The sequence below is a fragment of the Pandoraea communis genome, assembly GCF_902459745.1.
Classification (GTDB): Bacteria; Pseudomonadota; Gammaproteobacteria; order Burkholderiales; family Burkholderiaceae; genus Pandoraea; species Pandoraea communis.
Genome location: NZ_CABPSJ010000002.1, coordinates 797,957 through 824,175, shown reverse-complemented (window position 1 = coordinate 824,175; position 26,219 = coordinate 797,957). Strand labels below are relative to the sequence as shown.

Below are 26,219 nucleotides of genomic sequence, written 5' to 3'. Positions count from 1 at the left end.
GAGCACGCGATCGCTATCCGCTATATTCCTTCCGGTAATAAGCGAATCACGAAAGGGTCGTTTTCCTCACTGCTGTGTTCTGGCATCCTCCAACGTCGTCTTGATGGGTGGCCGCGTGCCGCCCATCTGCATTCTGGAGTCCGCAATTCATGTCTTCTTCCGCTGCTTCCGCCGTCGTCAAAACGGCCCCGCCTTCGCCGTCCGCATATAACGCCCGTCCGCTCGCCATTGCGCTGGTGCTGATTGCCGCCGGCATCGCCTATCTGCAAGCCACCGTCGGCCCGAAGCAGGCCGCGTTGGCCGGTGTGGGGGCGCTGCTCGGTGTGGCGCTCTATCACGCCGCGTTCGGCTTCACGTCGGCATGGCGTGTGTTCATTGCCGATCGTCGCGGTGCGGGGCTGCGTGCGCAGATGGTGATGCTCGCCGTCGGCGTCCTGCTGTTCTTCCCTGCGCTGGCCGACGGAACGCTCTTCGGTAACAAGGTCGTCGGACTCGTCTCGCCGGTTGGCGTGTCGGTGGCGTTCGGCGCTTTTATTTTCGGCGTTGGCATGCAACTCGGCGGCGGCTGCGCGTCGGGCACGCTCTACACGGTGGGCGGCGGCAGCACGCGCATGATCGTCACGCTGGCCGCCTTCATCGTCGGTTCGGTGGTCGCGACGGCGCATCTGCCCTGGTGGGAATCGTTGCCGCATATCAAGCCGGTCTCACTGGTCAAGGTGTGGGGGCTGTGGCCCGCGCTTATCGCGAATCTCGTGCTGTTCGCTGCGATCGGCGCCTTCACGTTGTGGGCGGAAAAGCGTCGTCATGGGCGGGTCGTCGGCGTGCCGATGACGCGTAGTGCGAAGGGCACGCCTGCGCTCTTGCGTGGCCCGTGGCCGCTGTTGTGGGGGGCGTTGGCGCTGGTGCTGCTGAACTACGCGACGCTGGCGCTGGCCGGTCGTCCGTGGGGCGTGACGTCGGCGTTCGCTCTCTGGGGCGCCAAGGCCTTCATGGCGCTCGGCGTCGATGTGGCCTCGTGGCCGTACTGGGCGAAGCAGGTCAACGTGCTGAATGCACCGGTCGCACAAGACGTTACGTCTGTGATGGACATCGGCATCATTCTCGGGGCGCTCGCCGCCGCGTCCATCGCCGGCAAGTTCGCTCCCGTGTGGAAGATCCCCGTGCGCTCGCTGATTGCGGCCGTCGTGGGCGGGTTGCTGCTCGGTTACGGCGCGCGTTTGGCGTACGGCTGCAATATCGGGGCGTATTTCAGTGGCATTGTTTCGGGCAGCCTGCACGGCTGGCTGTGGCTGGTGGCAGCGTTTTTCGGCAATGTGTTCGGCACACGCCTGCGTCCGCTGTTCGGTCTGGCGGTGGAAACCACCCCGCGCGAAACTGGCTGCTGATCGACACAAGGCCTCGGCAGATCCCGTGTCTGCCGAGAAAACGGCGCCCGTGATAACGCAAACCCCCAAGCGTTGGACATGAATCCAACCCTTGAGGGTTTTTTCATGGCGAAGATTGTCGCGATTACAGGTAGAACATCTTCTCGCTGGTTTCCGACTCGGGCTCGATGCGGCCTTCATAGAAGGCGAACACGGCCTTGAGGATTTCGTCGGGATCGTCAATGACCTTCACCAGGTCGAGATCCTTCTCGCCGATGAGTCCCATCGGCAACATCGTCGAGCGCACCCAGTCGAGCAACCCCGTCCAGAACTCCGTGCCCACGAGAATCACGGGGACATGACGCGACTTCTGCGTCTGGATGAGGGTGAGGACTTCGGACAGCTCATCGAGCGTACCGAAGCCGCCCGGCATGATCACGAAGGCATCCGAATTCTTCACAAAGGTGACCTTGCGTGTGAAGAAGTGACGAAAGCGCAGCGAGATGTCCTGATACTGGTTGCCCTTTTGTTCGTGCGGCAATTCGATGTTCAGACCCACGGTCGGCGAGGCGCCGCCATGTGCGCCCTTGTTGGCCGCTTCCATAATGCCGGGGCCGCCGCCGGAGATCACCGCAAACCCGTTGTCGGAGAATTTGCGGGCGATGGTCATCGTTAGTTTGTAGAACGGCGATTTCGGTTTGATACGCGCGCTGCCGTAGATGCTGACGGCCGGCCGGATCTCGGACAGGTACTCGGTCGCCTCGATGAACTCTGCCATAATCGTGAACATCTGCCACGACGCGCGCGCTTTTTTTGCGGTGGCGCGCTCATGGTCTGCCAGCATGCGCAGACTGGGTATCTCTTTTCTTCTCTTGGTCATATGTCGGAACAGCAAAGTCTGGAAGGTAAGACGCTCTTATTGGTCGATGGTTCGAGTTATCTTTATCGAGCCTATCACGCCCTGCCGGATTTGCGCGGCCCCAACGGCGAACCCACCGGGGCGCTGCACGGCATCGTCAATATGCTGCGCCGCATGCGTAAAGACGTACATGCAGAGTATAGCGCCTGCGTTTTCGACGCCAAGGGCAAGACGTTCCGCGACGATTGGTACGCCGAATACAAGGCGAACCGTCCGTCGATGCCGGAAGATTTGCGCGCGCAGATCGAACCCATTCACGAAGCCGTGCGCGCCATGGGCTGGCCGCTGTTGATGATCGACGGCGTGGAAGCCGATGACGTCATCGGCACGCTCGCGAAGCAAGCGGCCGCGCGAGGCATGCGCGTGGTGGTCTCCACCGGCGACAAGGATCTGGCGCAACTTGTGAACGATCACGTGACGCTCGTGAACACGATGACCAACGAGACGCTCGACGCCGCTGCGGTTGCCGCGAAATTCGGCGTGCCGCCCGAGCGCATCGTCGATTACCTCACCCTGGTGGGCGATACGGTCGATAACGTGCCGGGTGTGGAAAAATGCGGACCGAAAACGGCCGTCAAGTGGCTCACGCAATACGGTGATCTCGACAACCTCGTCGCGAATGCGGCGGAAGTGAAGGGCGCGGTAGGCGAGAATTTGCGACGTGCTCTCGACTGGCTGCCTATGGGACGCAAGCTCGTGACGGTTGCGCTCGACTGCGATCTCGCGCCGCAGGTCACGTCCATCGAAGCCAGCTTGCAGACGCAACCCGAAGACACCGAGACGTTGCGCGATTTCTTTGCGCGTCACGGCTTCAAGACGCTGCTGCGTGAGGCAGAGGCCGCTGCCGCCACGCAGGCTGGCGAGCAGGCACCGGCGCCCGCGGCCGACACGATCGAACGTCAGTACGACGCCGTGCTGACGTGGGAACAGTTCGACGCATGGCTGAAGATCATCGAAGCGGCGGAACTGACGGCGTTCGATACCGAGACGACGTCGCTCGACGCGATGCAGGCGCAACTTGTCGGTCTCTCGTTCTCGTGCGAGCCGGGGCGTGCGGCTTATATCCCGGTGGCGCACCGCGCACCGGGCGAGGTCGAACAATTGCCGCGTGACGAAGTTCTCGCGCGCCTGAAGCATTGGCTCGAGAGCCCGGACCACAAGAAGGTCGGTCAGAACCTCAAGTACGACTCGCATGTGCTCGAGAACTACGGCATCAGGCTGGGCGGCATCGAGCACGACACGCTGCTCCAGTCATACGTGGTCGAGTCGCATCGCAGCCATGACATGGACAGTCTTGCGTCGCGTCACCTCGGTGTGACGACGATCAAGTATGAGGATGTGTGCGGCAAGGGCGTCAAGCAGATCGGCTTCGATGAAGTCGGCATCGAACAGGCCAAGGCATACGCTGCGGAGGATGCCGACATCACACTGCGTTTGCATCGCGCGCTTTATCCCGATGTGGCGCGTGAAGCCACGTTGGAGTTCGTCTACAGCAGCATCGAAATGCCGACGGCGCGTGTGCTCCAGCGCATGGAGCGCAACGGCGTGCTCGTCGATACCGCTCGCCTCGCCGCGCAAAGCGACGAAATCGGCCACAAGTTGATCGCGCTCGAAACCGAGGCGTATGCATTGGCCGGGCAGCAATTCAATCTGAATTCCCCTAAGCAGATCGGCGACATCTTCTTCACGCAATTGCAACTGCCGGTTGTCAAGAAGACGGCCAGCGGTGCCCCGTCGACCGACGAGGAAGTGCTTCAGAAACTGGCCGAAGATTATCCGCTGCCGAAGGTGTTGCTCGACTATCGTGGCCTCGCCAAGCTCAAGTCGACCTATACCGACAAGCTGCCGAAGATGGTCAATCCGTCGACCGGCCGGGTGCACACGAACTACGCACAGGCGGTGGCGATCACCGGACGTCTGGCATCGAACGATCCGAATTTGCAGAACATCCCGGTGCGCACGGCCGAGGGGCGTCGCATTCGTGAAGCGTTCATCGCCCCGCTGGGCAGTCAACTGGTATCGGCCGATTATTCGCAGATCGAACTGCGCATCATGGCGCATATCTCCGGCGACGAAAGCCTGCTGCGCGCGTTCGCCAACGGTGAGGACATCCACCGGGCGACGGCCGCGGAAATCTTTGCCGTCACGCCGCTCGAAGTCTCTTCCGAGCAGCGTCGTTACGCCAAGGTCATCAACTTCGGTCTGATCTACGGCATGAGCGCGTTCGGGCTGGCCGCGAACCTCGGGATCGAGCGCGACGCCGCCAAGCAGTACATCGATCGTTATTTCATGCGTTACCCCGGCGTCGCACGTTACATGGACGAGACGCGCAAGAGCGCCAAGGCGCGCGGTTACGTCGAGACGGTGTTCGGCCGCCGGCTGTGGCTGCCGGACATCAACGGGGGCAACGGGCCGCGTCGCCAGGCTGCCGAGCGGGCGGCGATCAACGCGCCGATGCAGGGCACCGCCGCCGATCTCATCAAGCTCTCGATGATCGCCGTACAGCGCTGGCTGGACGACAGAGGCTTGCAGACGCGTCAGATCATGCAGGTCCACGATGAACTCGTGCTGGAAGTGCCCGATCACGAACTGGCGGAAGTTCGCAAGCGTCTTCCGGAACTGATGTGCGGCGTGGCAAAGCTGCGCGTGCCGCTCGTGGCGGAGGTGGGCGTTGGCGAGAATTGGGAACAGGCGCACTGACGAGGTTGGCTGGGCTGGCGCCTAAAGTGCGTGCGCGATACAAGATGCAGCGCGCCTTGGCTGCCGCCGCGCTCGGGTTCTTGCAATAGCGGGAATAGAGATGCGGGCATACCCGAAGTCCGCACTCTGCGGTAAGGTGATCGCTATCGCCGGGGCGGCAGTGACCGACCGGCTGGACGGTTTTCCAAGCACAGGGAGTTATCGTGAGTGTGCATCGCATCGTTGTGGTCGGCGGCGGCGCCGGCGGTCTGGAGCTTGTCACCCGCTTGGGCGACAAGTACGGGCGTGGCAAGGACGTTCAAATCACGCTGGTCGACCGTTCGCTGTCGCACATCTGGAAACCGCTGCTGCATGAGGTCGCCGCCGGTGTCATGGACACCGCGACGCACCAGCTCTCGTACGTTGCTCAGGCCAATTGGCATCACTTCGAGTTCGCCGCAGGCGAGATGATCGGGCTGGATCGCGCTGCCAAGACGATCCGACTGGCGGCCGTGCCGGCGGCGGCTGACGAAGGCGAGGGCGATCTGCTGCCAGAGCGTACGTTGCCCTACGACACGCTTGTCCTCGCCATGGGTAGCACCACCAACTTCTTCGGTGTGCCTGGGGCTCAGCAAAACACTATCGCACTGGATACGGTCGAGCAGGCCGAGCGCTTCCGGCGTCGCCTGATGGCGGCCTGTGTGCGCGCACAGAATGATTCGGAAACACCGGCGGCACAGCATGCCGGCGTGAACGAGGTGCCCGAAGGCACGCAAGGCGGTGAGCGCTTGCCGGCCCCGGGGCGTCGCAAGGTCAACCTCGTCATCGTCGGTGCAGGCGCCACGGGCGTGGAGCTTTCGGCGGAGCTGCGCAACACGGCGGAAGTCCTTCGCTCCTACGGCCTGAAGCTCGATCCGCGAAAGGATGTGGGCATTACCATCATCGAATCGAGTCCGCGCATTCTGAAGGCGCTGCCTGAGCGTGTGTCCGGCGCGGTTGCCGGATTGCTCGGCAAGCTCGATGTCGACATTCTTTGCGGCGATTCGGTCGCCGAGGTGCGCAAGAACGAGGTCACGACTACCGGCGGAAAGGTGTTGCCCGCGGATATCACGGTCTGGTCGGCGGGGATCACGGCCCCGCCGGTGCTCGGTACGTTGGGGCTTGCCGTCAATCGTCTGAATCAGATTGAGGTCTTGCCGACGTTGCAAAGCAAGACGGATTCGGACATCTTCGCTTTTGGCGACTGCGCGAGCTGCGAATGGCCGGAACACGGCTTTGTGCCGCCGCGTGCGCAAGCCGCGCATCAGCAGGCGAGTTTTCTGGTCAAGGCCATTGATGCCCGGCTCAAAGGGCAAAGCTTGCCGGCATTCACCTATCGCGATTTCGGATCGCTTGTCTCGCTGGGCAAGTTCAGCGCGGTGGGCAATCTGATGGGCGGCCTGATCGGTGGCAGCATGTTCATCGAAGGGCTCTTCGCCCGGGTGATGTACACGTCGCTCTATCGCATGCACGTGGCGGCGCTGCATGGTGTCTGGCGCATGATGCTCGATACCATTGCCAATCGTCTGCGGCGTTCCACCGTACCGCGCGTCAAGTTGCATTGACGTTGGCCGCAGGGGGGGCGAGCGTGCCGTCCCTGCCTTGCGCCGGTCTTCCTCTGCTGGACGTGTGCGGTTTCGGATAGATCCGATCATCGGCGCGCCAGTGTCCGAGTGCATGCGCGCGCCCTCTCTAGTAATATCCGAACGTCCGGCCCGGATCGACGATTCCCGTCTTTTCCGTTGGCGGTTTCCCGGCAATTCTTCTACCGACGCTTTTCTCTGGAGTGCGACATGTCGCAAGCGGATCTGGATAGTCTCGTGCCCGAAGTGGCGCCGCGCAATCGCCGCGATTTTCTGAAGACCGCCGCTGGCTCGGCGTTTGCGCTGGCCGTGCTGCCGGTGGCTGCCGAAACCATCACCACCGACACACAAGGGCTCGACGCGGGCGAGGTCATGCTGACCGTGCCGGGCATCAAGATGCCGGTCTACTACGCGAAGCCTGCCGGTAAGACGCATCTGCCGACCGTCGTCGTGGTCTCGGAGATCTTCGGCGTACATCAACATATTGCCGACATCTGCCGCCGGTTCGCCAAACTCGGCTATCTGGCGCTTGCGCCGGAATTGTTCGCGCGCGCGGGCGATCCGCAGTCGCTGGGGACAATTGCCGAGATTCAGTCGCAGATCGTCTCGAAGACGCCGGACAAACAGGTGCTGAGCGATATCGATGCGACGGTCAAATGGGCGGTGGCCAATGGCGGCGACGAGAAGCGTCTGGGCATCACCGGTTTCTGCTGGGGCGGTCGCGTGGCATGGCTTTATGACGTCCACAACCCGAACGTGAAGGCGGCGGTGGCCTGGTACGGGCGTATCGTCGGCGACAAGAGTGCCGACTTCCCCGAAAATCCGATCGATATCGCAGGCAAGCTGCACGGGCCGCTGCTCGGTCTGTACGGTGGCAAGGATGCGGGTATTCCGGTCGCGAGCGTCGAGCGGGCGCGCGAGGCCCTTGCCAAGGGCAACGCGGCATCGAAGGGGTCGGAACTGACGGTGTTCCCGAATTCGGGGCACGCCTTCTTCGCCGACTACCGGTCGAGCTATGTCGAGGCCGACGCGAAGGCGGGCTGGACGCTGGCGTTGAACTGGTTCCGCAAGCATGGTGTGGTCTGAGTTGCGGGGGCTGCGGGTGGGCCGTCGGGTTTGTTGAGTCGTTCGAGCGTATCGGGGGACGTCGAACGTCTTTGCGCTGCGCGAGCCGACGGTTTGCCTGTAACGGTAAAAGCTGGTTAAATCGCCGGCTTGCCTGCGGGAGAATCACCATCGACACCATCTTCTTATTCATCGTTATCGCCACGCTGGCTTCCGGCGTGCTGAGCCTTGCCGGGGCGGCGTCGCTGTCGCTCGGCCTGCTCTCCAGGCTCATCGACAAGATGGTGAGTTTCTCGGCGGGCGTGCTGCTCGGCACGGCGCTGTTGCATCTGCTGCCTGAGAGTCTGGAGTCGCACGTCGACGCGCACGTCATCACGCGCTGGCTGTTGGGCGGGTTGCTTGGGTTCTTCCTGCTGGAGAAGCTCTCGCTCTTGCGCCACAGCCACCATCACGAGGGCGACGGGCATCATCACGAGCATGGGCACGATGCCCACGAGGCGGGCAAGGGCGGCTGGATGATTCTGGTTGGCAGCGCGATTCACAACTTTGCCGATGGCGTTGTGATTGCGGCGGCGTTTCTGGCCGATCCGCGTCTCGGGGTGGCGGCAACGGTGTCGATCACCGTCCACGAGGTGGCGCACAAACTCGGCGACTTCATGGTGTTGCTCAATGCGGGTTTCAAGCGCCGCAAAGCATTGGTGCTGACGCTGGCGTCGAGCCTGACGGCGCTGGCGGGCGGGGTGCTGGGCTACTTCATGCTCGACCGTCTGCAGAGCCTGATCCCGTATCTGCTGGCGCTGGCGGCGAGCAGTTTCATCTACATCGCCGTGTCGGACCTGATGCCGCAGATGCAGCGTCGGACGTCGCCGCGCGATGCGCTGCCTCAGATCCTGTTGATCGCTGTCGGGCTGACGCTGGTGGTGTGGCTCAACGGTCACGATCATGAGCACGAGCACGGACACGATCGTAAGGACGGTGGCAGTGCTCTTGCGATGTCCGCATCAGCGACGGGCAAGTCGCCGCATTGATGGGATAGCGTGGCGCCCGCTATTTGACGCCGGGCCGCGCGAAGCAAGAAAGAAGGGCGTCCCTCGGGACGCCCTTTGTCATTGCTGCTGGCGCTTCAGAGCAGCCGCTGCGTGACTTACGGTTGCGCTCCGGTGGCGACCGGACGGCGCTTGTCGGCGCACCACTCGCTCCAGGATCCTGGATAGAGGCTGGCGCCGTGAAGCCCGGCGACCTCCATCGCGAGCAGGTTGTGGCAAGCCGTCACGCCTGAGCCGCATTGCGAGATGACCCGCTCCGGTTGGCGATCCTTGCCGATGACTTGCATGAAAGCTTCGCGAAGCGTGGCGGCGGGCTTGAAACGGCCGTCAGGGCCGAGGTTGTCTTCGAAGCATCGGTTGACCGCACCAGGAATGTGGCCGCCAATCGGGTCGATGGTTTCGTTCTCGCCGCGATAACGATCCGCTGCGCGGGCGTCGATGACCAGACGTTCATGCGAAGTCAGATTGCGTTCGACGGCGGCCGCGTCTGCGGTGGTGGCGAGTGGCTCGCCCGGGCTGAAGTCGCCGGCCGGCGGTGTTTCGGGCGGGGCGGCGTCGAGCTTGAAGCCCGCCGCTTCCCAGGCTTGCAGGCCGCCGTCGAGCACCGCAACGGATTCGTGGCCGAGCCAACGAAGCAGCCACCACAGGCGGGCGGCATACCTGCCGCCTTGTGCGTCATAGGCGACGGCCTGCTGGCCGTTCGACAATCCGCAGTCGGCAAGGTAGCGTACGAGGGCGTCGCGATCGGGCAGCGGATGGCGGCCGTTTTTGCCCGTCGTCTTTCCGGACAAATCGCGCTCGAGGTGGGCGTAAAACGCACCGAAGATATGGCCGTCGACATAGGCGGCTTCGCCAGCCGCCGGATTGACGAGGTCAAAGCGGCAATCGAAGATGACCACCGGGGCGCCGCCGCCGGCGGCGGTTTGCATCAGCGCATCGAGATTTTGCGGACTGATGAGCGTGGTGAAGTGCGTATGAATCATGACGTCTCCGCAGACGGGCGTGGGGGAATCGTTCAGCGGGAACTGACCGAACCGCTTGCCGGACGCATAGCGCGCATAGCCCTTGGGGGCGCTATCGGCGGCCGGGAGCCGTTGCCAAAAATACCGCGGCGCCCTGGTGTGACGCCCGGCGGCTGCAATCAGGCGGGCGCCGACGGCCGTCGCAATGCGGTCATGCCGCTCACCACAATCAGCAGCATGCCGATCCAGCCGGCCAGTGCGGGCCAATCGTCCCAGACAAGCATGCTGACCAGTGTAGCGAAGATTACGCCGGAATATTGCAGATTCGCAGTGACAAGGGTGTTGCCCAGACTGAAGGCCCGGGTGAGTGCCGTTTGCGCGATGAGTGCTGCGAGGCCGATACCCAGCATCAGCGCGGTGCCGCGCCATGTCAGCGCATGCATGCCTTCGACGGCAACCCAACCGAGGCCCAGCAACACGCCACCGAGCGAGAAATAGAAGACGATGCGCCAGTCGGGCTCACCTGCCGCCCCCAGCTCCTTGACCTGCATGTACGCCACGGCTGAGAACACCCCCGAGACAACACCGGCGACGCCGCCGCCCCAGGCCTGACTGTCGATGGTCGGCTGAAGCAATAGCGCCACACCGACAAATCCCGCAAAGATCGCGGCGACCAGACGGAAGTCGGTACGCAGGCTGCCGCGCATCGCGGCGGTCGCCATGACAATCAGCGAAATCCAGATCGGCGACATGTAATTGAGCGTCATCGCTGTGGATAGCGGCAATTGTGTGAGCGAATAGAACCAAAGGCCGAGCGAGATGACACCTGCGGTGCTGCGTTTGACGTGGGCGCCAAGGTGGCGAGTCCGGAGCGTCTGGCCTCGCATGCCGGTAATTGCCAGCAAAACGATGACGCCGATAAGACTGCGGTAGAGAACGATTTCGCCGGTGTTGTATTCGTTTGCCGCAAGTTTGATGAAGAGCCCCATCAACGTGAACATGAAGGCGGAGACCAACATCCAGAGCGATTGCATGGCGAATTGTGGCCGATTGACGGCGAAAAGGCGCGTTTTGTGCTGAACGCGGGTGACGCGCGCGGCATAGATCGTTGCCGCAGGGTCATCGTTGAAGCATGGCGACGATTCTAACGAAAACGGCGGGCCCATGGCCCGCCGTTCGGCGAAAGTTCGGCAAATATTTAATTCAGTCTCGCCAGTACCACATTGCCGCCTGCGCCGTCCCCAAACGGATGCGCCTGCTTTCTCACGCAGTGAGATGCTTCTGGAGGAAGCTGTTTAGAAGTCACCCATCTGGCGACGCAGGAATTCGTGGAAATGCTGCATGCCGTCTTCCATCGGACTCTGGTACGGGCCGACTTCCGACACGCCGCGCTCGAACAGGGCGCGACGGCCTGCATCCATGCGTTCGGCGATCTCGTCGTCCTCGCGGGCGGTTTCCATATAGGCGGCACGCTCGGCCTCGATGAATTCGCGTTCGAAGAGCGCGATTTCCTCGGGGTAATAGAATTCGACGATGTTTGTCGTCTTCTGCGGGCCGCGCGGAATGAGCCACGACACCACCAGCACATGCGGATACCACTCGATCATCAGGTGTGGGTAGTACACCATCCAGATCGCGCCGAAGTCGGGCGGAACGCCTTCGCGGTAACGCAGCAGCACATCGTGCCAATCGCGGTAGATAGGGCTGCCCGGCTTGGCGAGACCTTCATGAACGCCTACGGTCTGGACGCTGTACCAGTCGCCGAACTCCCAGCTCAGGTCTTCGCACGAGACGAAGCTGCCCAATCCCGGGTGGAACGGCACGACATGATAATCCTCGAGGTAAACCTCGATGAACGTCTTCCAGTTGTAGTTACATTCGTGCACTTCGACGTGATCGAACATGAAATTCGAAAAGTCGAGATGGTGCTTCACGCCCAGACGTGCGAGATCGGCTTGTACGTCGCGGCCTTGCGCTTCGAACAGCAGTCCGTTCCAGCGTTGCAGCGGGAACTTGCTCAGGTTAAGGCATGGCTTTTCGGGGAAATGCGGCGCGCCGAGCAGTTCGCCCTTCGTGTCGTAAGTCCAACGATGGAGCGGACATACAATGTTGCGTGCATTACCGCGCCCATTGAGCATGACCGCCTGACGATGGCGGCAGACGTTCGAGAGCAGTTCGATGCCACTATGCTCGCCCGCGCCATTGCGGACCAGCATGCGACCTTCCTGCTCGGCCGGCAGCGCGAAATAATCGCCCGCTTCCGGCACCATCAGTTCGTGGCCTACATACCGAGGCCCGTATTTGAATAGGACTTCACGTTCGCGGGCGAGGAGCGCCTCGTCGAAATACGTGTAGACCGGCAATTGGCTCGAGGCCGGTTTCAATTGCAAAGCGCTGCTTAGATTGGACATTCCCACTCCCGTCGAGCTTGAAAGCAGTGAACAACCCAACCATCGAAGAATCGATTTAGGGAACCGACGATTATACCCGGTATGGGCTGTCGGGGGCACCTAAGTCCATGATTTGCGTTAAATAATGTCCGAGAATTGTCATCCCCGACGGTTTTGAGGCAATTTACGCCCTGCGAGGTGGCGTGCTTTTGCCGTAAAATGGAACATTCGACCTGAATTTTGCGTTTATGGCCAAGACTGCAAAGTCGCAAGACGCGGCACCCGAGGTGCCGCAGGACCTGCCCGAGACCTATGAGGCGGCGCTTGCCGAGCTGGAAAAGCTGGTGGGGCGCATGGAGGGCGGCGAGCTGGGGCTGGAGGAATCGCTCGGTGCATACCGGCGGGGGGCTGTGCTGGTGAAATATTGCCAGGGCCTGCTCGAGAAGGTGGAGCAGCAGGTCAAGGTGCTGGAAGGTGAAACGCTCAGGCCGCTCGAGGCGGCGCGCGACGACTTCTAACTGTCCGGCTACGGCAAGGCGACCCACGACCCAACGCGTCCCGAGGTGGCCCCCGGGGCGACTCAATAACACGCACGGCCTGAAGGGTACGTGCAGGATGAAGACGATGGCGGATCAGAATATCAAGACCTGGATGCAGGCGGTGCAGGCCCGTGTGGAGCAGGCGCTCGATGCCGCGCTGCCCAAGGCAGCCGATGGCGGCTCGGCGCGACTCAACGAGTCGATGCGTTACGCGGTGCTCGGTGGCGGCAAGCGGGTGCGCCCGCTGTTGTGCTTTGCGGCCGGCGAAGTGACCCAAGCCAGCGAGACGGCCCTCGACCGTGCCGCATGCGCCGTGGAAATGATCCATGCCTATTCGCTGGTGCACGACGATCTGCCGTGCATGGACGATGACGATCTGCGCCGCGGCAAGCCGACGGTGCACGTCCAGTACGACGAAGCCACCGGCCTGCTCGCGGGCGACGGTCTGCAAACCCAGGCATTTGCGTTGCTCGGCGAAGCCACGGGGGATCTGAGTGCTGCGCAGTCGCTCGCATTGGTGCGCGAACTGGCGATGGCCTCGGGCGCGCTCGGTATGGCGGGCGGCCAGGCGATCGATCTGGAGAGCGTCGGCATCAAGCTCACGCAGCCGCAACTGGAAAACATGCATCGCCTGAAGACGGGGGCGCTGTTGCGTGCCTCGCTGCGCATGGGAGCGATCTGCGGCCGTGCGTTGTCGGACGACGAAACGGTTGCGCTGGATGCCTATGCGGCAGCCGTGGGATTGGCTTTCCAGGTGGTGGACGACATTCTCGATGCGACGGCCGATTCGGCTACGCTCGGCAAGACGGCAGGCAAGGACGCCGCGAACGACAAGCCGACTTACGTGTCGCTGATGGGGCTTGAGGGCGCACGGGCATACGCGGAAAAACTGCGTGCCGACGCCCATGCGGCGAGTACGTCGCTCGGCAATGCGGATCGCTTGCGCGCTTTGGCCGATTACGTGGTGGATCGCATCAACTGACCGGCGGATTGCCGGGCTGGCAAGTTTCGAGGCGGCCCCCCAGCAGCACAGGATCATGAGATCCGGGGGCGGTTTGCAGTAGACATAAGCAAGGGGCAAGGAGGGTCGGCGCGATCTCCCCACAGAACGCACCGGCAGGAGATCGGGATTGGCCCACTGGGGAGGCCGCCCGATAAAACGCCTATATATGGAACGACGATGTACGAACTTCTAAATACCATCGATGACCCGGCCGCATTGCGGCGTCTGGAGCGTCGCCAACTTGCGCCGTTGGCCGAAGAGTTGCGCGCCTTCGTGCTCGAAAGTGTGTCGCGCACGGGGGGGCACTTGTCGTCCAACCTCGGCACGGTCGAGTTGACGATCGCGCTGCACTACGTGTTCAACACGCCGGAGGATCGCATCGTCTGGGACGTGGGCCACCAGAGCTATCCGCACAAGATCCTGACCGGCCGTCGCGATGCGATGGGTTCGCTGCGTCAGCTCGGCGGCATTTCGGGCTTCCCGAAGCGCGACGAGTCGCCGTACGACACGTTCGGTACGGCACACTCGAGCACGTCGATTTCGGCGGCACTTGGCATGGCGCTGGGCGCGCGCACGAAGGGCGAGAGCCGCTTCGGCATCGCCGTGATCGGCGACGGCGCGATGACAGCCGGTATGGCGTTCGAGGCGATGAACAACGCGGGGGTTCACGAAGACGTGCCGCTGCTGGTCATCCTGAACGACAACGACATGTCGATTTCGCCGCCGGTGGGTGCGCTCAACCGCTACCTCGCCCGTCTGATGTCGGGCCGCTTCTATGCGGCGGCAAAGAAGGGCGTGGAGAAGGTGCTGAGCGTGGCGCCGCCGGTGCTGGAATTGGCGCGCAAGTTCGAAGAGCATGCGAAGGGTATGGTCGTGCCTGCGACGATGTTCGAGGAATTCGGCTTCAACTATATCGGTCCGATCGACGGTCACGATCTCGACTCGCTGATTCCGACGCTTGAGAACATCAAGAATCTGAAGGGGCCGCAATTCTTGCACGTGGTCACGCGCAAGGGGTACGGCTACAAGCTGGCCGAGGCTGACCCGGTGCTGTATCACGGTCCCGGCAAGTTCAACCCGGCGGAAGGTATCAAGCCGAGCACGAACAGCAAGAAGACGTACACCCAGGTGTTCGGCGACTGGCTGTGCGATATGGCCGCAGCCGACAAGCGTGTCGTGGGGATCACCCCCGCCATGCGCGAAGGCTCAGGCATGGTCGAGTTCGAGAAGCGCTTCCCGGAACGTTATTACGACGTTGGCATTGCCGAGCAGCACGCTGTGACGTTCGCGGGCGGTATGGCGACCGAAGGCCTCAGGCCGGTCGTCGCCATTTACTCGACGTTCCTGCAACGCGGCTACGATCAATTGATCCACGATGTCGCGCTGCAAAATCTGCCGGTCCTCTTCGCGCTTGATCGTTCGGGCCTTGTGGGTGCGGATGGTGCAACGCACGCGGGCGCTTACGACATCGCTTATCTGCGGTGCATCCCGAATATGGTCGTGATGGCGCCGTCGGACGAGAACGAATGCCGCCAGATGCTCTACACCGGTGTGCAGATCGACGGCCCGTCGGCCGTGCGTTACCCGCGCGGCGCCGGTACGGGTGCCGTCATCGAGCAAACGATGACCGCGCTGCCGATCGGCAAGGGCCTCGTGCGCCGTGAAGGTCGGGCGGAAGCCGGGCGTCGCGTGGCGATTCTGGCGTTCGGTAGCATGGTTGCCCCGGCGCTTGCCGCTGCCGCACAACTGGACGCGACCGTAGCCGACATGCGCTTCGTCAAGCCGATCGACGATGAACTGATCGCACGACTGGCGCAGACACACGATTACCTCGTGACGGTGGAAGAGGGGAGCATCATGGGGGGCGCGGGTTCGGCCGTTGCGGAATCCCTGCTCGCCGGTGGGGTTACTCGGCCCGTACTACAATTGGGCCTGTCCGATCGCTTCATCGATCATGGCGATCCGGCGGCGCTGCTGTCGGCCGAGGGACTCGACGCGGCGGGTATCGCGAAGTCGATCTGTGCGCGCTTCGACCTGTCGCTGGGAGCCTCTCGGGCAGCTGACAAGGTCACGACGAAGCTCGTCGCCTGAGCGTCCGGTAGTCCCGAATATCCGAACGATCCGGCTTGCGCGCCGGATCGTTTCGTTTTGCGTTACGTATTTTCCGTCCCGTGCCGGGGCTCTCCGGCACGTTCCCGATGACACTCGCCGGAGGCCCGCGAGCCGTGCGTCGGATACGTTTGCCCATTGCCTCCCCCCAGTCGGCTTGCCGGCAAAGAAGGAAATAGATGAATCAGATGAACCCCGCTTTCGTCATGCCGGACGTGCAGAGCACCGTCGATACCCGGCAGATTCCGATTCAACGCGTTGGCGTGCGCGGTGTGCGTCACCCGTTGTCGGTGCGTTTGGCCGATGGCGACGCACAAGCCACCGTGGGCTTGTTCAATCTCGATGTCCATTTGCCTGCCGATCAGAAGGGCACGCATATGTCGCGTTTCGTGGCGCTGCTCGAGGCGCATCGTGCGCCGCTGGATGTCGCTGGCTTCCGGGCCATGCTCGACAGCATGCTGGATAAGCTCGAGGCCGAGGCCGGTCGCATCGAAGTGACGTTCCCGTATTTCATCAACAAGACCGCACCGGTGTCGGGTGTGCAGAGTTTGCTGGACTACGAGGTGACGCTCACGGGTGACGTGCGCAACGGTCAGACGCGCGTGTGGCTCAAGGTGCTCGTGCCGGTCACGAGCCTGTGCCCGTGCTCGAAGAAGATTTCGCAGTACGGTGCGCACAACCAGCGCTCGCACATCACCATCGACGCGGAAATCGCGGGCGACATCGCCGTCGACGAATTGGTGCGCATGGCCGAAGAAGAAGCGTCCTGCGAATTGTGGGGGCTGCTCAAGCGTCCGGACGAGAAATACGTGACCGAGCGCGCCTATGAGAATCCGAAGTTCGTCGAGGATCTGGTGCGCGACGTGGCAACGCGTTTGAACGACGAGCCGCGGATTGTGGCCTACGTGCTTCAGGCAGAGAACTTCGAGTCGATCCACAATCACAGTGCTTACGCCGTGATCGAGCGCGACAAGCGCGTGGCAGCTTGAGGTTGCGGCACCTTCCGGAGCGCGCTGCAAAAAAAGACCGCTCCTGGGAGCGGTCTTTTTATTGGACGGTTCCCCGGAAGGGGTGTCAGATGTTGCGCACGATGTCGGCAAGGTCCCAACGCGGGCGGACGGTGTAGGCGTATTCGCTGTCCGCTTCGTCCGGCCAATGCTTAAGGCGCATCGCGCCGGCGAAGGCGATCATGGCCCCGTTATCCGTGCAAAATGCGAGGTCGGGGTAGTGCACGCGATAGCCGCGTCGTCGGGCCGCTTCGTTGAGCCCCGCGCGAAGCTGTGCGTTGGCGCCGACGCCGCCGGCGACGACGAGCGTCTTCATGCCGGTCTGCTTGAGGGCGGCCATTGACTTGGCGACGAGTACGTCGACGATCGCGTCGACAAAGCCTCGCGCGAGATCGGCCTTTTCCTGCTCGCAAACATTGCCGTCGAGCTTGCGCACTTGCGTGAGCACGGCAGTTTTCAAGCCGCTGAAGCTGAAGTCGAGGTTGCCGGAGTGCTTCATCGGGCGTGGCAGGTCGTAGCGTCCCGGTGTGCCGAACTCGGCCAGACGCGAGACCGCCGGACCGCCCGGATAGCCGAGTCCCAGCAGTTTGGCGGTCTTGTCGAAGGCTTCGCCCGCAGCGTCGTCCAGCGTTTCGCCAAGCATGGCGTACTGGCCGAAGGCGCGCACTTCCATCAACTGCGTGTGACCGCCGGAGACCAGCAGCGCGACGAACGGGAAGTCGGGGGCGTCCGGGGCGAGCAGCGGGGAGAGCAGGTGGCCCTCGAGATGGTGCACGCCGACGACCGGGCGATCGAGCGCGAAGGCAAGCGCGTTCGCGACGCTTGCGCCCACCAGCAGCGCGCCGGCAAGGCCGGGGCCTTGCGTGTAGGCGATGGCGTCGACTGCGCTGAGCGGCTTGCCGGCCTGCGCGAGCACCTCTTCGGCCAGCGGCAGCGCACGACGAATGTGGTCGCGTGACGCCAGCTCGGGCACCACGCCGCCATATTCACGGTGCATGGCAATCTGCGAATGCAGCGCGTGCGAGAGCAGGCCGGCCTCCGTGTCATAGAGGGCGAGCCCGGTTTCGTCGCAGGAGCTTTCAATGCCTAGAACCAGCATGGCGTGAGGGGAGGCGCGGAGCGTCATTAAGAGGGATAACTGGCAAGTATACCAGTCGACCTTACCGCCCGCCGGTTACAATGCGCGCCATGGAAAAGTTCGATGTAGCGATTGTGGGCGCTGGCGCGGCCGGCCTGATGTGCGCGGCGGTGGCCGGGCAGTTGGGGCTGCGAGTGGTGCTCATCGATCACGCGACGCGTCTGGCCGAGAAGATCCGGATTTCAGGCGGCGGGCGCTGCAATTTCACCAATATCAATGCCGGGCCGGCCAACTACCTGTCCGAGAATCCCCGTTTCTGCCGCTCGGCACTGGCGCGCTATACGCCGCGCGACTTTCTGGATTTGCTTAAGCGTCATCGTATTGCGTGGCACGAAAAGCATCGCGGGCAGCTTTTCTGCGACGACAGCGCCGAAGACATCATCGAGATGCTTCGCCAGGAGTGCGCTGCGGGGCACGTGCACTGGCGGATGCCCTGTGCTGTCCACACCGTTGCCTATACGGAGGCGGGTGGGGCGCATCGGTATCATTTGACGACCGATGCGGGGCATATCGCGGCAAAACGGCTCGTGATCGCGACGGGTGGCCTGTCGATCCCAAAAATCGGCGCGACGGACTGGGGCTATCGCATCGCGCGTCAGTTCGGTCTGGAGATCGTTGAACCGCGCCCGGCACTCGTGCCGCTCATGTTCGACGCCTCGACGTGGGCGCCCTTCGCAGGGCTGTCCGGCTTGTCGCTGGAAGTCGAGGTCAGTACGGGTAAGGGGAAGGAAGCCGGCAGCTTCGTCGAGGATCTGCTGTTCACGCACCGGGGATTATCCGGGCCCGCCATCCTCCAAATCTCCAGTTTCTGGACGCCAGGACAACCTATTACGCTGGATCTGGCGCCATCGTCGGACATTGAGGCGGCATTGTTCGAGGCCAAGGCGACGTCTAAGCGTCAGTTGGCCAATTTGCTGGCGCAATGGGTGCCGGCGCGTCTGGCAGACGCTTGGGTGGCCAACAGCGGACTCTCGCCGCAGGCACGTGTGCAAGAGTTGCCGGACAAGGCGCTGCGCTCGCTCGCCCAGACGTTTTCGGGGTGGACGCTCAAACCATGCGGCTCAGAGGGCTGGCGTAAGGCGGAAGTCACGCGCGGCGGGGTCGACACGCGGGCGCTTTCCTCTGCAACGATGGAGGCCCGCACGCAGCCGGGGTTGTACTTCGTCGGGGAAGTCGTGGACGTGACGGGGTGGCTCGGCGGTTACAACTTTCAGTGGGCGTGGGCCTCGGCGGTGGCTTGTGCCCGGGCGATGTCCGAAAGCGTTCAGGCCAGTCAGGCAGGAGAGAACGCACTGTCGTAGACGGCCACTCCCGGCGTGTGATACGCTCCCACCTTCGTGGAGACGACGCATCAATGGTTGTTTTCGGGACGTTTGTGACGACAGTTCAGGACGCCTCGGAAGCATTGCCGGGGGATTTGCGTCTGACACGTCACCGGCCAAACGGACGTTCAGCGTCTGAGCCGGGGCGGGTCTAGGTCTCCGGCGTGCCCGCTTGTGATCGCGTTTGTGATCGTCTCCCCAAGCGGGTTTTTGTGCTTTCTGCCCCCCGGTTGCGTCTGCGCCAGCTTATCGGCTGCGGCCGCGCACGGTGAGTGCCAGGCGGCAGTCGCCCTTTTCTTTGGGGCGGCATGCACTACACTGAAACGTATTCGAATTCCGGAACCCCTGCTCATGAGTCTGAAAGAACGCATCAACGAAGACATGAAGACGGCCATGCGTGCCAAGGCCGCCGACAAACTGGGGACCATCCGGCTGCTGCTCGCGGCAATCAAACAAAAGGAAGTCGACGAGCGCATCTCTCTGGACGATGACGCAGCGGTTGTTGCTATCGTCGACAAACTGATCAAGCAGCGAAAGGATTCCATCAGCCAGTTCCAGGCTGCCGGCCGTACCGATCTGGCCGACAAGGAGGCTGCCGAACTCGAAGTGCTCCGGGTCTATATGCCGCAGCAGCTTTCGGCAGACGAAGTCGCGCAAGCGGTCAAGGCCGCCGTGGCGCAAACCGGCGCTGCCGGTCCGCAGGACATGGGCAAGGTCATGGGTGTGCTCAAGGGCCTGTTGGCCGGTCGGGCTGACATGACGGCCGTGTCCGCGCAAGTGAAGGCGGCGTTGGCTGCGTAATTCTGTGGTGCGGCAAGTTGCCGTCGTTTGCGCGACGGCGCGTCACCGCATCGCGATGGCATCGATCCAGTGATTCCCCAGTCGTTCCTGCAGGACCTCCTCAACCGCGTCGATATCGTCGAGGTGGTGGGTCGCTACGTTCAGTTGAAGAAAGGCGGGGCGAACTTCATGGGGCTATGCCCCTTTCATAACGAGAAGTCGCCCTCATTTACGGTGAGTCCCACCAAGCAGTTCTATCACTGCTTTGGGTGTGGCGCGCACGGCAGCGCGATCAGCTTCCTGATGGAGCATGCCGGACTCGGATTTGTCGAAGCTGTCGAGGAGTTGGCCCGCAACGTCGGGCTGGATGTGCCGCGTGAAGCGCCGATACCTGGCGCGCCGGCACCTGCCGCGCAACGGGCGCAAACCCTTGGTCTGGTCGACGTCATGACGCGTGCCTGCGACTACTACCGCAAACAATTGCGAGGAGCGCCGGTCGCCATCGAATATTTGAAGCGGCGCGGGTTGACGGGTGAAATCGCCGCGCATTTCGGGCTGGGGTATGCCCCGGATGCCTGGCAGAACCTTGAGGCCGCGTTTCAGAACTACCGTGACGATCAGTTGCTCGACGCCGGTCTCGTCATCGAGAGTGAGAAGGGCGAGGGGGGCGGCGCGAAGCGTCGTTATGACCGTTTTCGCGACCGGATCATGTTCCCGATCCGGAACACGAAGGGGCAGGTGATCGCCTTCGGCGGACGAGTGCTGGACAAAGGTGAGCCGAAGTATCTGAACTCGCCTGAAACACCGCTTTTCAGCAAGGGTAGTGAGCTGTACGGCCTGTTCGAGGCGCGCACCGGTATTCGCGACGCGGGCTACGTACTGGTAGTGGAAGGGTATATGGATGTGGTCGCGCTGGCGCAGCTTGGGTTTCCGCAGGCGGTGGCTACATTGGGTACGGCGTGCACGCCCATGCATGTCCAGAAGCTGTTGCGCCAGACCGAGACGGTGGTGTTCAGCTTTGACGGTGACGCGGCGGGCCGCCGGGCGGCACGCCGTGCGCTGGAAGCCTGTTTGCAGCATGCGGATGACAACCGGAGCTTCAAGTTCCTGTTCCTGCCCAGCGAGCACGATCCGGACAGCTACGTGCGTGAATACGGCGCGAACGCGTTTGCCGAAGAGGTGTCGCGAGCCATGCCGCTGTCGCAGTTCCTGATTGGCGAAGTGACGGCCGGTAAAGAGATGCATCAGCCCGAGGGCCGGGCGCGTGCGCTGTTCGAGGCGAAGCCGCTGCTGCAGCAGATGCCGGCGAATGCCCTGCGAGGGCAGATTCTGCATGCGCTGGCCGAGCGGGTGGGTAGTTCGGTAGAGGAAGTGGCTGAGCTGTGCGAGTTGCAGATCAGCGTGGCGCGCCGGCAGAACACGTGGGACAAGGCGCCGGCCAAGCGCGAGAAGCGGCGCGTGATGGGCACCGAGCATCGGGCACTGCAGAACCTGCTGATGTTTCCGGTGCTCGGAAACGAATTGACCGAAGAAGAGACCAAGATTTTGCAGGATGGACGTCACCACGCCGAGATTTTCTCGGAGGTGCTGGCGCATTGTCGCGAAATGGGAGCCCAGGCCGATTTCCGCTTCATGTCGGATCGGTTGCGGGCATCGCCGAACTGGGCGAGTTTCGACGACATTATTCGCGAAATCCTCGCGTTCGAAGAGAACGCTCGCGACCTGCTGTTGTTCGACCCGGCCGATGAGGCGCAGGTCGAGCGTCGCGAGGAACAGATTGCACTGCGGCTCACGGAGTTGCGAAGCGCGATTCGGCGTTTGCAATACGATGGGCTGTGCGAAGCGCTGGAGACGATTTTCAAGCGGCCGTCATTGACGTCCGATGAATTGCGCCATGCTCAGGCGCTGTCGCGGCAACGCGACGAATTGAAGCGGTTGCTGGCTCCGGTCGGCACAGGAGGCGCGCGAAGTTGAGGTAAGCCCGCGTGCTATAATGGAAAGTTTTCAGTGGGCTGTTTTCTGGCAAGCGAGATCGCTATGGCAAAGATGACAACGACCAGCGGAAAAAAGACGGTTATCCCTTCACCGAAGGCAAAGCGCGCGACAAGCGCGGCGGCGGCGTCTGGTGGGAAGGGGGCGTCTCGCTCCGCAAAAGCTGGCGTTGCCGTAAAAGCTGGCGCGGTTGCGCAAGCCAAGACGAAAACGGCCAGCCAGGCAAGTTCGGCGAAACGTACTACGCAAGTTAAGGCAGCCGCCGGCGCAACGAAGACGACCGGCAAGACGGCTGCGAAGGTGACCGATGTCACCAAGCGCAAGAGTGCGACCGCCGCGACGGTGGGGGCTGCGAAAGCGGCCAAGCCGACGGTGAAGTCCGAGCCATCCGTCAAAGCGACGACGACGGCAACGACTGCGAAGGCGACGGCAGGCGGGAAACCGCAAGCCCGACAACCCGCTGAAAAAAGCGCGAAGAGCGCAACCACCGCCAAGGCGTCGACCTTGGCGGGCCGCAGTACGCCTGCGACGCGAGTCCCACGCAAGACCGGGGCTTCAAGCAAACCCGAGGCAGTGGAAGTCACGCCGGCAGCAGTTGCACTTACCGTCTCCAAGACGCGTGGCAAGGCCGCGAAGACCGCCGCTTCGGGAGGGCAGAACGTTGCAGCGAATACTAATGATCAACCCGTGAACGAAGATCAGACCAAAGTGGAAAAGCAGAAGGCGCGTGATCGCCGGGCAAAAGAGAAAGCACTGCTCAAGGACGCATTTTCCTCGCACCAGCCCGGTACGGCCGAGGAACTTGAGGAGCGTCGCGGCAAACTGAGGACACTGATCAAGCTGGGCAAGGAACGTGGCTTCCTGACCTTTGCAGAGATCAACGACCACCTGCCTGACGACGTGGTGGAGGGCGACGCGCTGGAAGGCGTGATCGCTACGTTTAACGACATGGGCGTGGCCGTCTACGAGCAGGCGCCGGATGCCGAAACGCTGTTGCTCAACGACAATGCGCCGAATGCCGCGACGGACGACGAAGTTGAGGAGCAAGCGGAAGCGGCCCTGTCGACCGTCGATTCCGAGTTCGGCCGCACGACCGATCCGGTGCGTATGTACATGCGTGAAATGGGGACGGTTGAGCTGCTGACGCGCGAAGGCGAAATCGAGATCGCCAAGCGCATCGAGGAAGGCCTGAAGCACATGGTGCAGGCCATTTCCGCGTGCCCGACGACGATTGCCGAGATTCTGGCAATGGCCGAAAAGGTCGAACGTGAAGAAATGCGCATCGACGAAGTGGTCGATGGCCTGATCGATCCGAATGCGGATGCCGTTGCGGCAGCCGCCTCCGAAGACGAGGATTTCGACGCGGATGCGGAGGAAGAAGCGGAAGAAGAGGAAGCCGAATCGGACGAGGAAGACGACAGCAGCAGTGGTGCTGCTGCTTCGGCTGCGCAGGTCGAGCAGCTCAAGCGTGACGCGCTCGCCAAGTTCTCCGTGATCGCCGAGTGGTTCGGCAAGATGCGTCGTGCGTTCGAGAAGGAAGGTTATCAGTCGAAGCCGTATGTGAAGGCGGGCGAAGCCATCCAGATGGAACTGATGACGATTCGCTTCACGGCGCGTACGGTCGAGCGTCTATGCGACACGCTGCGTTCGCAAGTGGACGAAGTGCGGAACATCGAGCGTGCGATTCTGAACATCGTGGTCGACAAGTGCGGCATGCCGCGTGCGGATTTCGTGCAGCGTTTCCCGGGCAACGAAACCAATGTCGACTGGATCTACACCGTTGTGGCCGACAACAAGGCTTACAGCTCGGTGGTGGAACGTAACGTGCCGGCCGTGCGGGAACTGCAGCAGAAGCTGATCGACCTGCAGGCGCGTGTGGTGTTGCCGCTCACGGAACTCAAGGACGTCAATCGCAAGATGGCCGAAGGTGAGCGACGTGCGCGCAAGGCCAAGCGCGAGATGACCGAAGCGAACTTGCGTCTGGTGATTTCGATCGCGAAGAAGTATACGAACCGCGGCCTGCAGTTCCTGGATCTGATTCAGGAAGGCAACATCGGCCTGATGAAGGCGGTGGACAAGTTCGAATACCGTCGTGGTTACAAGTTCTCAACGTACGCGACGTGGTGGATTCGTCAGGCCATTACGCGTTCGATCGCTGACCAGGCACGTACCATCCGTATTCCGGTGCACATGATCGAAACGATCAACAAGATGAACCGGATTTCGCGTCAGATTCTGCAGGAAACCGGTGTTGAGCCGGATCCGGCGACGCTGGCCGAGAAGATGGAAATGCCGGAGGACAAGATCCGCAAGATCATGAAGATCGCGAAGGAGCCGATCTCCATGGAAACGCCGATCGGTGACGACGACGATTCGCACTTGGGTGATTTCATCGAAGATACTGGCACGGTAGCACCTGCTGACGCCGCATTGCATGGTAGTATGCGCGACGTCGTGAAGGACGTGCTTGATTCGCTGACGCCGCGCGAGGCCAAAGTGCTGCGCATGCGTTTCGGTATCGAGATGAGCACGGATCATACGCTTGAGGAAGTGGGCAAGCAGTTTGACGTGACGCGCGAGCGTATTCGTCAGATCGAAGCCAAGGCGCTGCGCAAGTTGCGTCACCCGAGCCGCTCCGACAAGCTTAAGTCGTTCCTCGAAGGCAATTGATTGCTGTTGAGCGAGCGCCGGTAGTTGCGGGCCGTTAGCTCAGCGGTTAGAGCAGGGGACTCATAATCCCTTGGTCGCTGGTTCGAACCCAGCACGGCCTACCAATATCTACGCGGCTTTCCGGCCGTTCTTTGAAGATGCTCACCCTTTGTGGTGGGCATTTTTTTTGCTATGTACACATTCAGCCGGGGATGGATGGGAATGATAACGTTGGCATGCCGGGTTGACCTCTGAGAGGTTAAACGAAAAACGTCAGACAAGGCCGAAAAGCGGCCTTGTCTGACGAAATCAAGTTAACGCAAACGGGCCTTCAGCTCTTCGCTGGCTTGGTGCAGAGCCGCGCGAGTGGTTGGCAAATCGGCCAGCGCATTGAGCAGGCCGAAGTCGTGAATCATGCCGTTGTAGCGGGTCGCGACCACATTCACGCCAGCGGCGTCCAGCTTGCGGGCGTAGGCTTCACCTTCATCGCGCAGCACGTCTTTCTCGGCCGTCTGGATCAGCGTCGGCGGGAGGCCCTTCAGCTGTTCCGGCGTCGCCAGCAGCGGCGAGGTGTAAATTTCCTGGCGCTGCTTCGGGTCGGTCGTGTAAGCATCCCAGAACCACTTCATCATGTCCTTGGTCAGGAAGTGGCCGTTGGCATACGCATCGTAAGACGCGTTCTCGAAGTTGGCGTCCGTGACGGGCCAGAACAGCACCTGCGAACGCAATGCGGGCGAGCCCTTGGCTTTAGCCATCAGCGCCACCACTGTGGCCATGTTGCCGCCCACGCTGTTGCCCACAATGGCCAGCCGCTTTCCGTCCACGTTGATCTGCGCGCCGTTGTCGGCCACCCACTTTGTGGCAGCGTAGATCTCGTTGATTGCCATGGGGTAACGCGCCTCGGGCGAAGGAGTGTAGTTCACGAAAATCCCCACCGCGCCGGAATCGGCAACCAGGTCGCGTACGAAGCGTTCGTGCGTCGGGAAGTCGCCCAAGATCCAGCCGCCGCCGTGCACGAAGATAAACGCGGGCAGCACGCCTTTGGCGCCTGCGGGGCGAACGATGTTGAGCACGATCTGCTTGCCATCGGCGGTGATGGTCTTCTCGCTCACGTCTGCAGGCGGCAGCTTTGCCCCCTTCTGCGCGCTGACAAGTACCTGACGAGCATCGGCAGGCGCCAGCGTCTCCAGTGGCTGGCCACCGCCCTTAGCCAAGGCTTCAAGGAAGGCTTGGGTATTGTGTTCGACACCCGGGCTACCTGCCGCCAGAGACAGGGTGGATGCCAGAGCCATCGCGGAAGCGGCAATAAGTTTGTGTGTGACTTTCATGTTGCTAATCCTTTAGTTGAGGGGTTGACGATGAAGGAGACCAGGAGACTCAAACGAGGCTCAAGCGCACATCGATGTTGTTGCGCGTCGCGTTGGAGTGCGGGCAGACGATGTGGGCCTTGTCGACCAACGCCTGGGCTTGTTCACGAGGAAGACCAGGTGCGCTGATGAGATGGCGCTCCCTTCGCGACCATCGGTCGCCTGGGCGTGGTACAGAATTTTTTCGATCGACACGATGTACTCCTTGTGACTTGAGGGGTGAGTAGTGCCAAGCGGCAGGACGAACTGTAGAACTGGAATAAGTA

General features: G+C 62.2%; 19 protein-coding genes, 1 tRNA gene and 1 pseudogene. 14 read left to right on the top strand and 7 right to left on the bottom strand.

Annotation, left to right across the window (positions count from 1 at the left end):
• Positions 1 to 149: 149 nt before the first annotated feature.
• Complete coding sequence (locus PCO31110_RS10260; RefSeq protein WP_010806295.1) at positions 150 to 1,385, top strand: YeeE/YedE family protein; 1,236 nt, start codon at positions 150 to 152, stop codon at positions 1,383 to 1,385.
• Positions 1,386 to 1,509: 124 nt separating this feature from the next.
• Here PCO31110_RS10260 and PCO31110_RS10255 read toward each other — a convergent pair whose 3' ends face one another.
• A complete protein-coding gene (locus tag PCO31110_RS10255; RefSeq protein ID WP_036661637.1) occupies positions 1,510 to 2,244 on the bottom strand; it encodes an LOG family protein in 735 nt (244 codons plus the stop codon).
• Between PCO31110_RS10255 and polA the strand changes: the two genes are divergently transcribed.
• The 4 genes from polA to PCO31110_RS10235 all read left to right on the top strand — a co-directional run bounded on the left by polA (position 2,245) and on the right by PCO31110_RS10235 (position 8,677).
• Complete coding sequence (gene polA / locus PCO31110_RS10250) at positions 2,245 to 4,983, top strand: DNA polymerase I (RefSeq protein WP_150690344.1); 2,739 nt, start codon at positions 2,245 to 2,247, stop codon at positions 4,981 to 4,983.
• 209 nt (positions 4,984 to 5,192) lie between these two features.
• A complete protein-coding gene (locus PCO31110_RS10245) occupies positions 5,193 to 6,566 on the top strand; it encodes an NAD(P)/FAD-dependent oxidoreductase (protein ID WP_010806292.1) in 1,374 nt (457 codons plus the stop codon).
• Positions 6,567 to 6,794: 228 nt separating this feature from the next.
• Complete coding sequence (locus tag PCO31110_RS10240) at positions 6,795 to 7,670, top strand: dienelactone hydrolase family protein (RefSeq protein ID WP_010806291.1); 876 nt, start codon at positions 6,795 to 6,797, stop codon at positions 7,668 to 7,670.
• A 197-nt stretch (positions 7,671 to 7,867) separates the two neighbouring features.
• A complete protein-coding gene (locus PCO31110_RS10235; RefSeq protein WP_246189793.1) occupies positions 7,868 to 8,677 on the top strand; it encodes a ZIP family metal transporter in 810 nt (269 codons plus the stop codon).
• A 116-nt stretch (positions 8,678 to 8,793) separates the two neighbouring features.
• Here PCO31110_RS10235 and PCO31110_RS10230 read toward each other — a convergent pair whose 3' ends face one another.
• From PCO31110_RS10230 to PCO31110_RS10220, 3 genes are all read right to left on the bottom strand, one after another.
• Positions 8,794 to 9,678: a sulfurtransferase gene (locus tag PCO31110_RS10230; RefSeq protein WP_150690343.1), complete on the bottom strand. Its 885-nt coding sequence runs from the start codon at positions 9,676 to 9,678 to the stop codon at positions 8,794 to 8,796.
• Positions 9,679 to 9,836: 158 nt separating this feature from the next.
• A complete protein-coding gene (locus PCO31110_RS10225; protein ID WP_150690342.1) occupies positions 9,837 to 10,691 on the bottom strand; it encodes a DMT family transporter in 855 nt (284 codons plus the stop codon).
• Between the two features lie 261 nt (positions 10,692 to 10,952).
• Positions 10,953 to 12,068 (bottom strand): aromatic ring-hydroxylating oxygenase subunit alpha, encoded by a 1,116-nt coding sequence (locus PCO31110_RS10220; RefSeq protein WP_010806287.1) that lies wholly within the window; start codon positions 12,066 to 12,068, stop codon positions 10,953 to 10,955.
• A gap of 227 nt (positions 12,069 to 12,295) precedes the next feature.
• Between PCO31110_RS10220 and PCO31110_RS10215 the strand changes: the two genes are divergently transcribed.
• The 4 genes from PCO31110_RS10215 (at position 12,296) to folE2 (ending at position 16,687) form a co-directional block, all read left to right on the top strand.
• Positions 12,296 to 12,565, top strand: a complete 270-nt coding sequence (locus PCO31110_RS10215; protein WP_150690341.1) for an exodeoxyribonuclease VII small subunit — start codon at positions 12,296 to 12,298, stop codon at positions 12,563 to 12,565.
• Between the two features lie 97 nt (positions 12,566 to 12,662).
• On the top strand, positions 12,663 to 13,568 hold the full coding sequence (locus tag PCO31110_RS10210; RefSeq protein WP_144265715.1) for a polyprenyl synthetase family protein: 906 nt from the start codon (positions 12,663 to 12,665) through the stop codon (positions 13,566 to 13,568).
• 198 nt (positions 13,569 to 13,766) lie between these two features.
• The gene (gene dxs, locus PCO31110_RS10205; protein ID WP_010806284.1) at positions 13,767 to 15,680 is read left to right on the top strand and encodes a 1-deoxy-D-xylulose-5-phosphate synthase; all 1,914 of its coding nucleotides are present in this window, start codon (positions 13,767 to 13,769) and stop codon (positions 15,678 to 15,680) included.
• Between the two features lie 197 nt (positions 15,681 to 15,877).
• Entirely contained in the window at positions 15,878 to 16,687 is an 810-nt protein-coding gene (gene folE2, locus PCO31110_RS10200) for a GTP cyclohydrolase FolE2 (protein WP_010806283.1), read from the top strand.
• A gap of 85 nt (positions 16,688 to 16,772) precedes the next feature.
• Here the strand turns inward: folE2 and tsaD are convergent, their stop codons facing one another.
• Positions 16,773 to 17,804 carry a tRNA (adenosine(37)-N6)-threonylcarbamoyltransferase complex transferase subunit TsaD gene (tsaD, locus tag PCO31110_RS10195; RefSeq protein ID WP_010806282.1) on the bottom strand — a complete coding sequence of 344 codons (1,032 nt, stop codon included), beginning with the start codon at positions 17,802 to 17,804 and terminating at the stop codon, positions 16,773 to 16,775.
• An 89-nt stretch (positions 17,805 to 17,893) separates the two neighbouring features.
• Between tsaD and PCO31110_RS10190 the strand changes: the two genes are divergently transcribed.
• From PCO31110_RS10190 to PCO31110_RS10165, 5 genes are all read left to right on the top strand, one after another.
• Positions 17,894 to 19,144: a BaiN/RdsA family NAD(P)/FAD-dependent oxidoreductase gene (locus PCO31110_RS10190; protein ID WP_150690340.1), complete on the top strand. Its 1,251-nt coding sequence runs from the start codon at positions 17,894 to 17,896 to the stop codon at positions 19,142 to 19,144.
• Positions 19,145 to 19,516: 372 nt separating this feature from the next.
• The gene (locus tag PCO31110_RS10185) at positions 19,517 to 19,966 is read left to right on the top strand and encodes a GatB/YqeY domain-containing protein (protein WP_150690339.1); all 450 of its coding nucleotides are present in this window, start codon (positions 19,517 to 19,519) and stop codon (positions 19,964 to 19,966) included.
• A 69-nt stretch (positions 19,967 to 20,035) separates the two neighbouring features.
• Positions 20,036 to 21,919: a DNA primase gene (gene dnaG, locus PCO31110_RS10180; protein ID WP_036661730.1), complete on the top strand. Its 1,884-nt coding sequence runs from the start codon at positions 20,036 to 20,038 to the stop codon at positions 21,917 to 21,919.
• A gap of 63 nt (positions 21,920 to 21,982) precedes the next feature.
• A complete protein-coding gene (gene rpoD, locus PCO31110_RS10170) occupies positions 21,983 to 24,607 on the top strand; it encodes an RNA polymerase sigma factor RpoD (protein ID WP_370855820.1) in 2,625 nt (874 codons plus the stop codon).
• A 28-nt stretch (positions 24,608 to 24,635) separates the two neighbouring features.
• A tRNA-Ile gene (locus tag PCO31110_RS10165) sits at positions 24,636 to 24,711 on the top strand.
• A gap of 189 nt (positions 24,712 to 24,900) precedes the next feature.
• On the opposite strand, the gene PCO31110_RS10160 is transcribed toward PCO31110_RS10165, so the two are convergent.
• Positions 24,901 to 25,914: an alpha/beta hydrolase gene (locus PCO31110_RS10160; protein ID WP_150690336.1), complete on the bottom strand. Its 1,014-nt coding sequence runs from the start codon at positions 25,912 to 25,914 to the stop codon at positions 24,901 to 24,903.
• Between the two features lie 49 nt (positions 25,915 to 25,963).
• A pseudogene (locus PCO31110_RS26015) lies at positions 25,964 to 26,083 on the bottom strand (organic hydroperoxide resistance protein); the annotation flags it as partial.
• Positions 26,084 to 26,219: the final 136 nt, after the last annotated feature.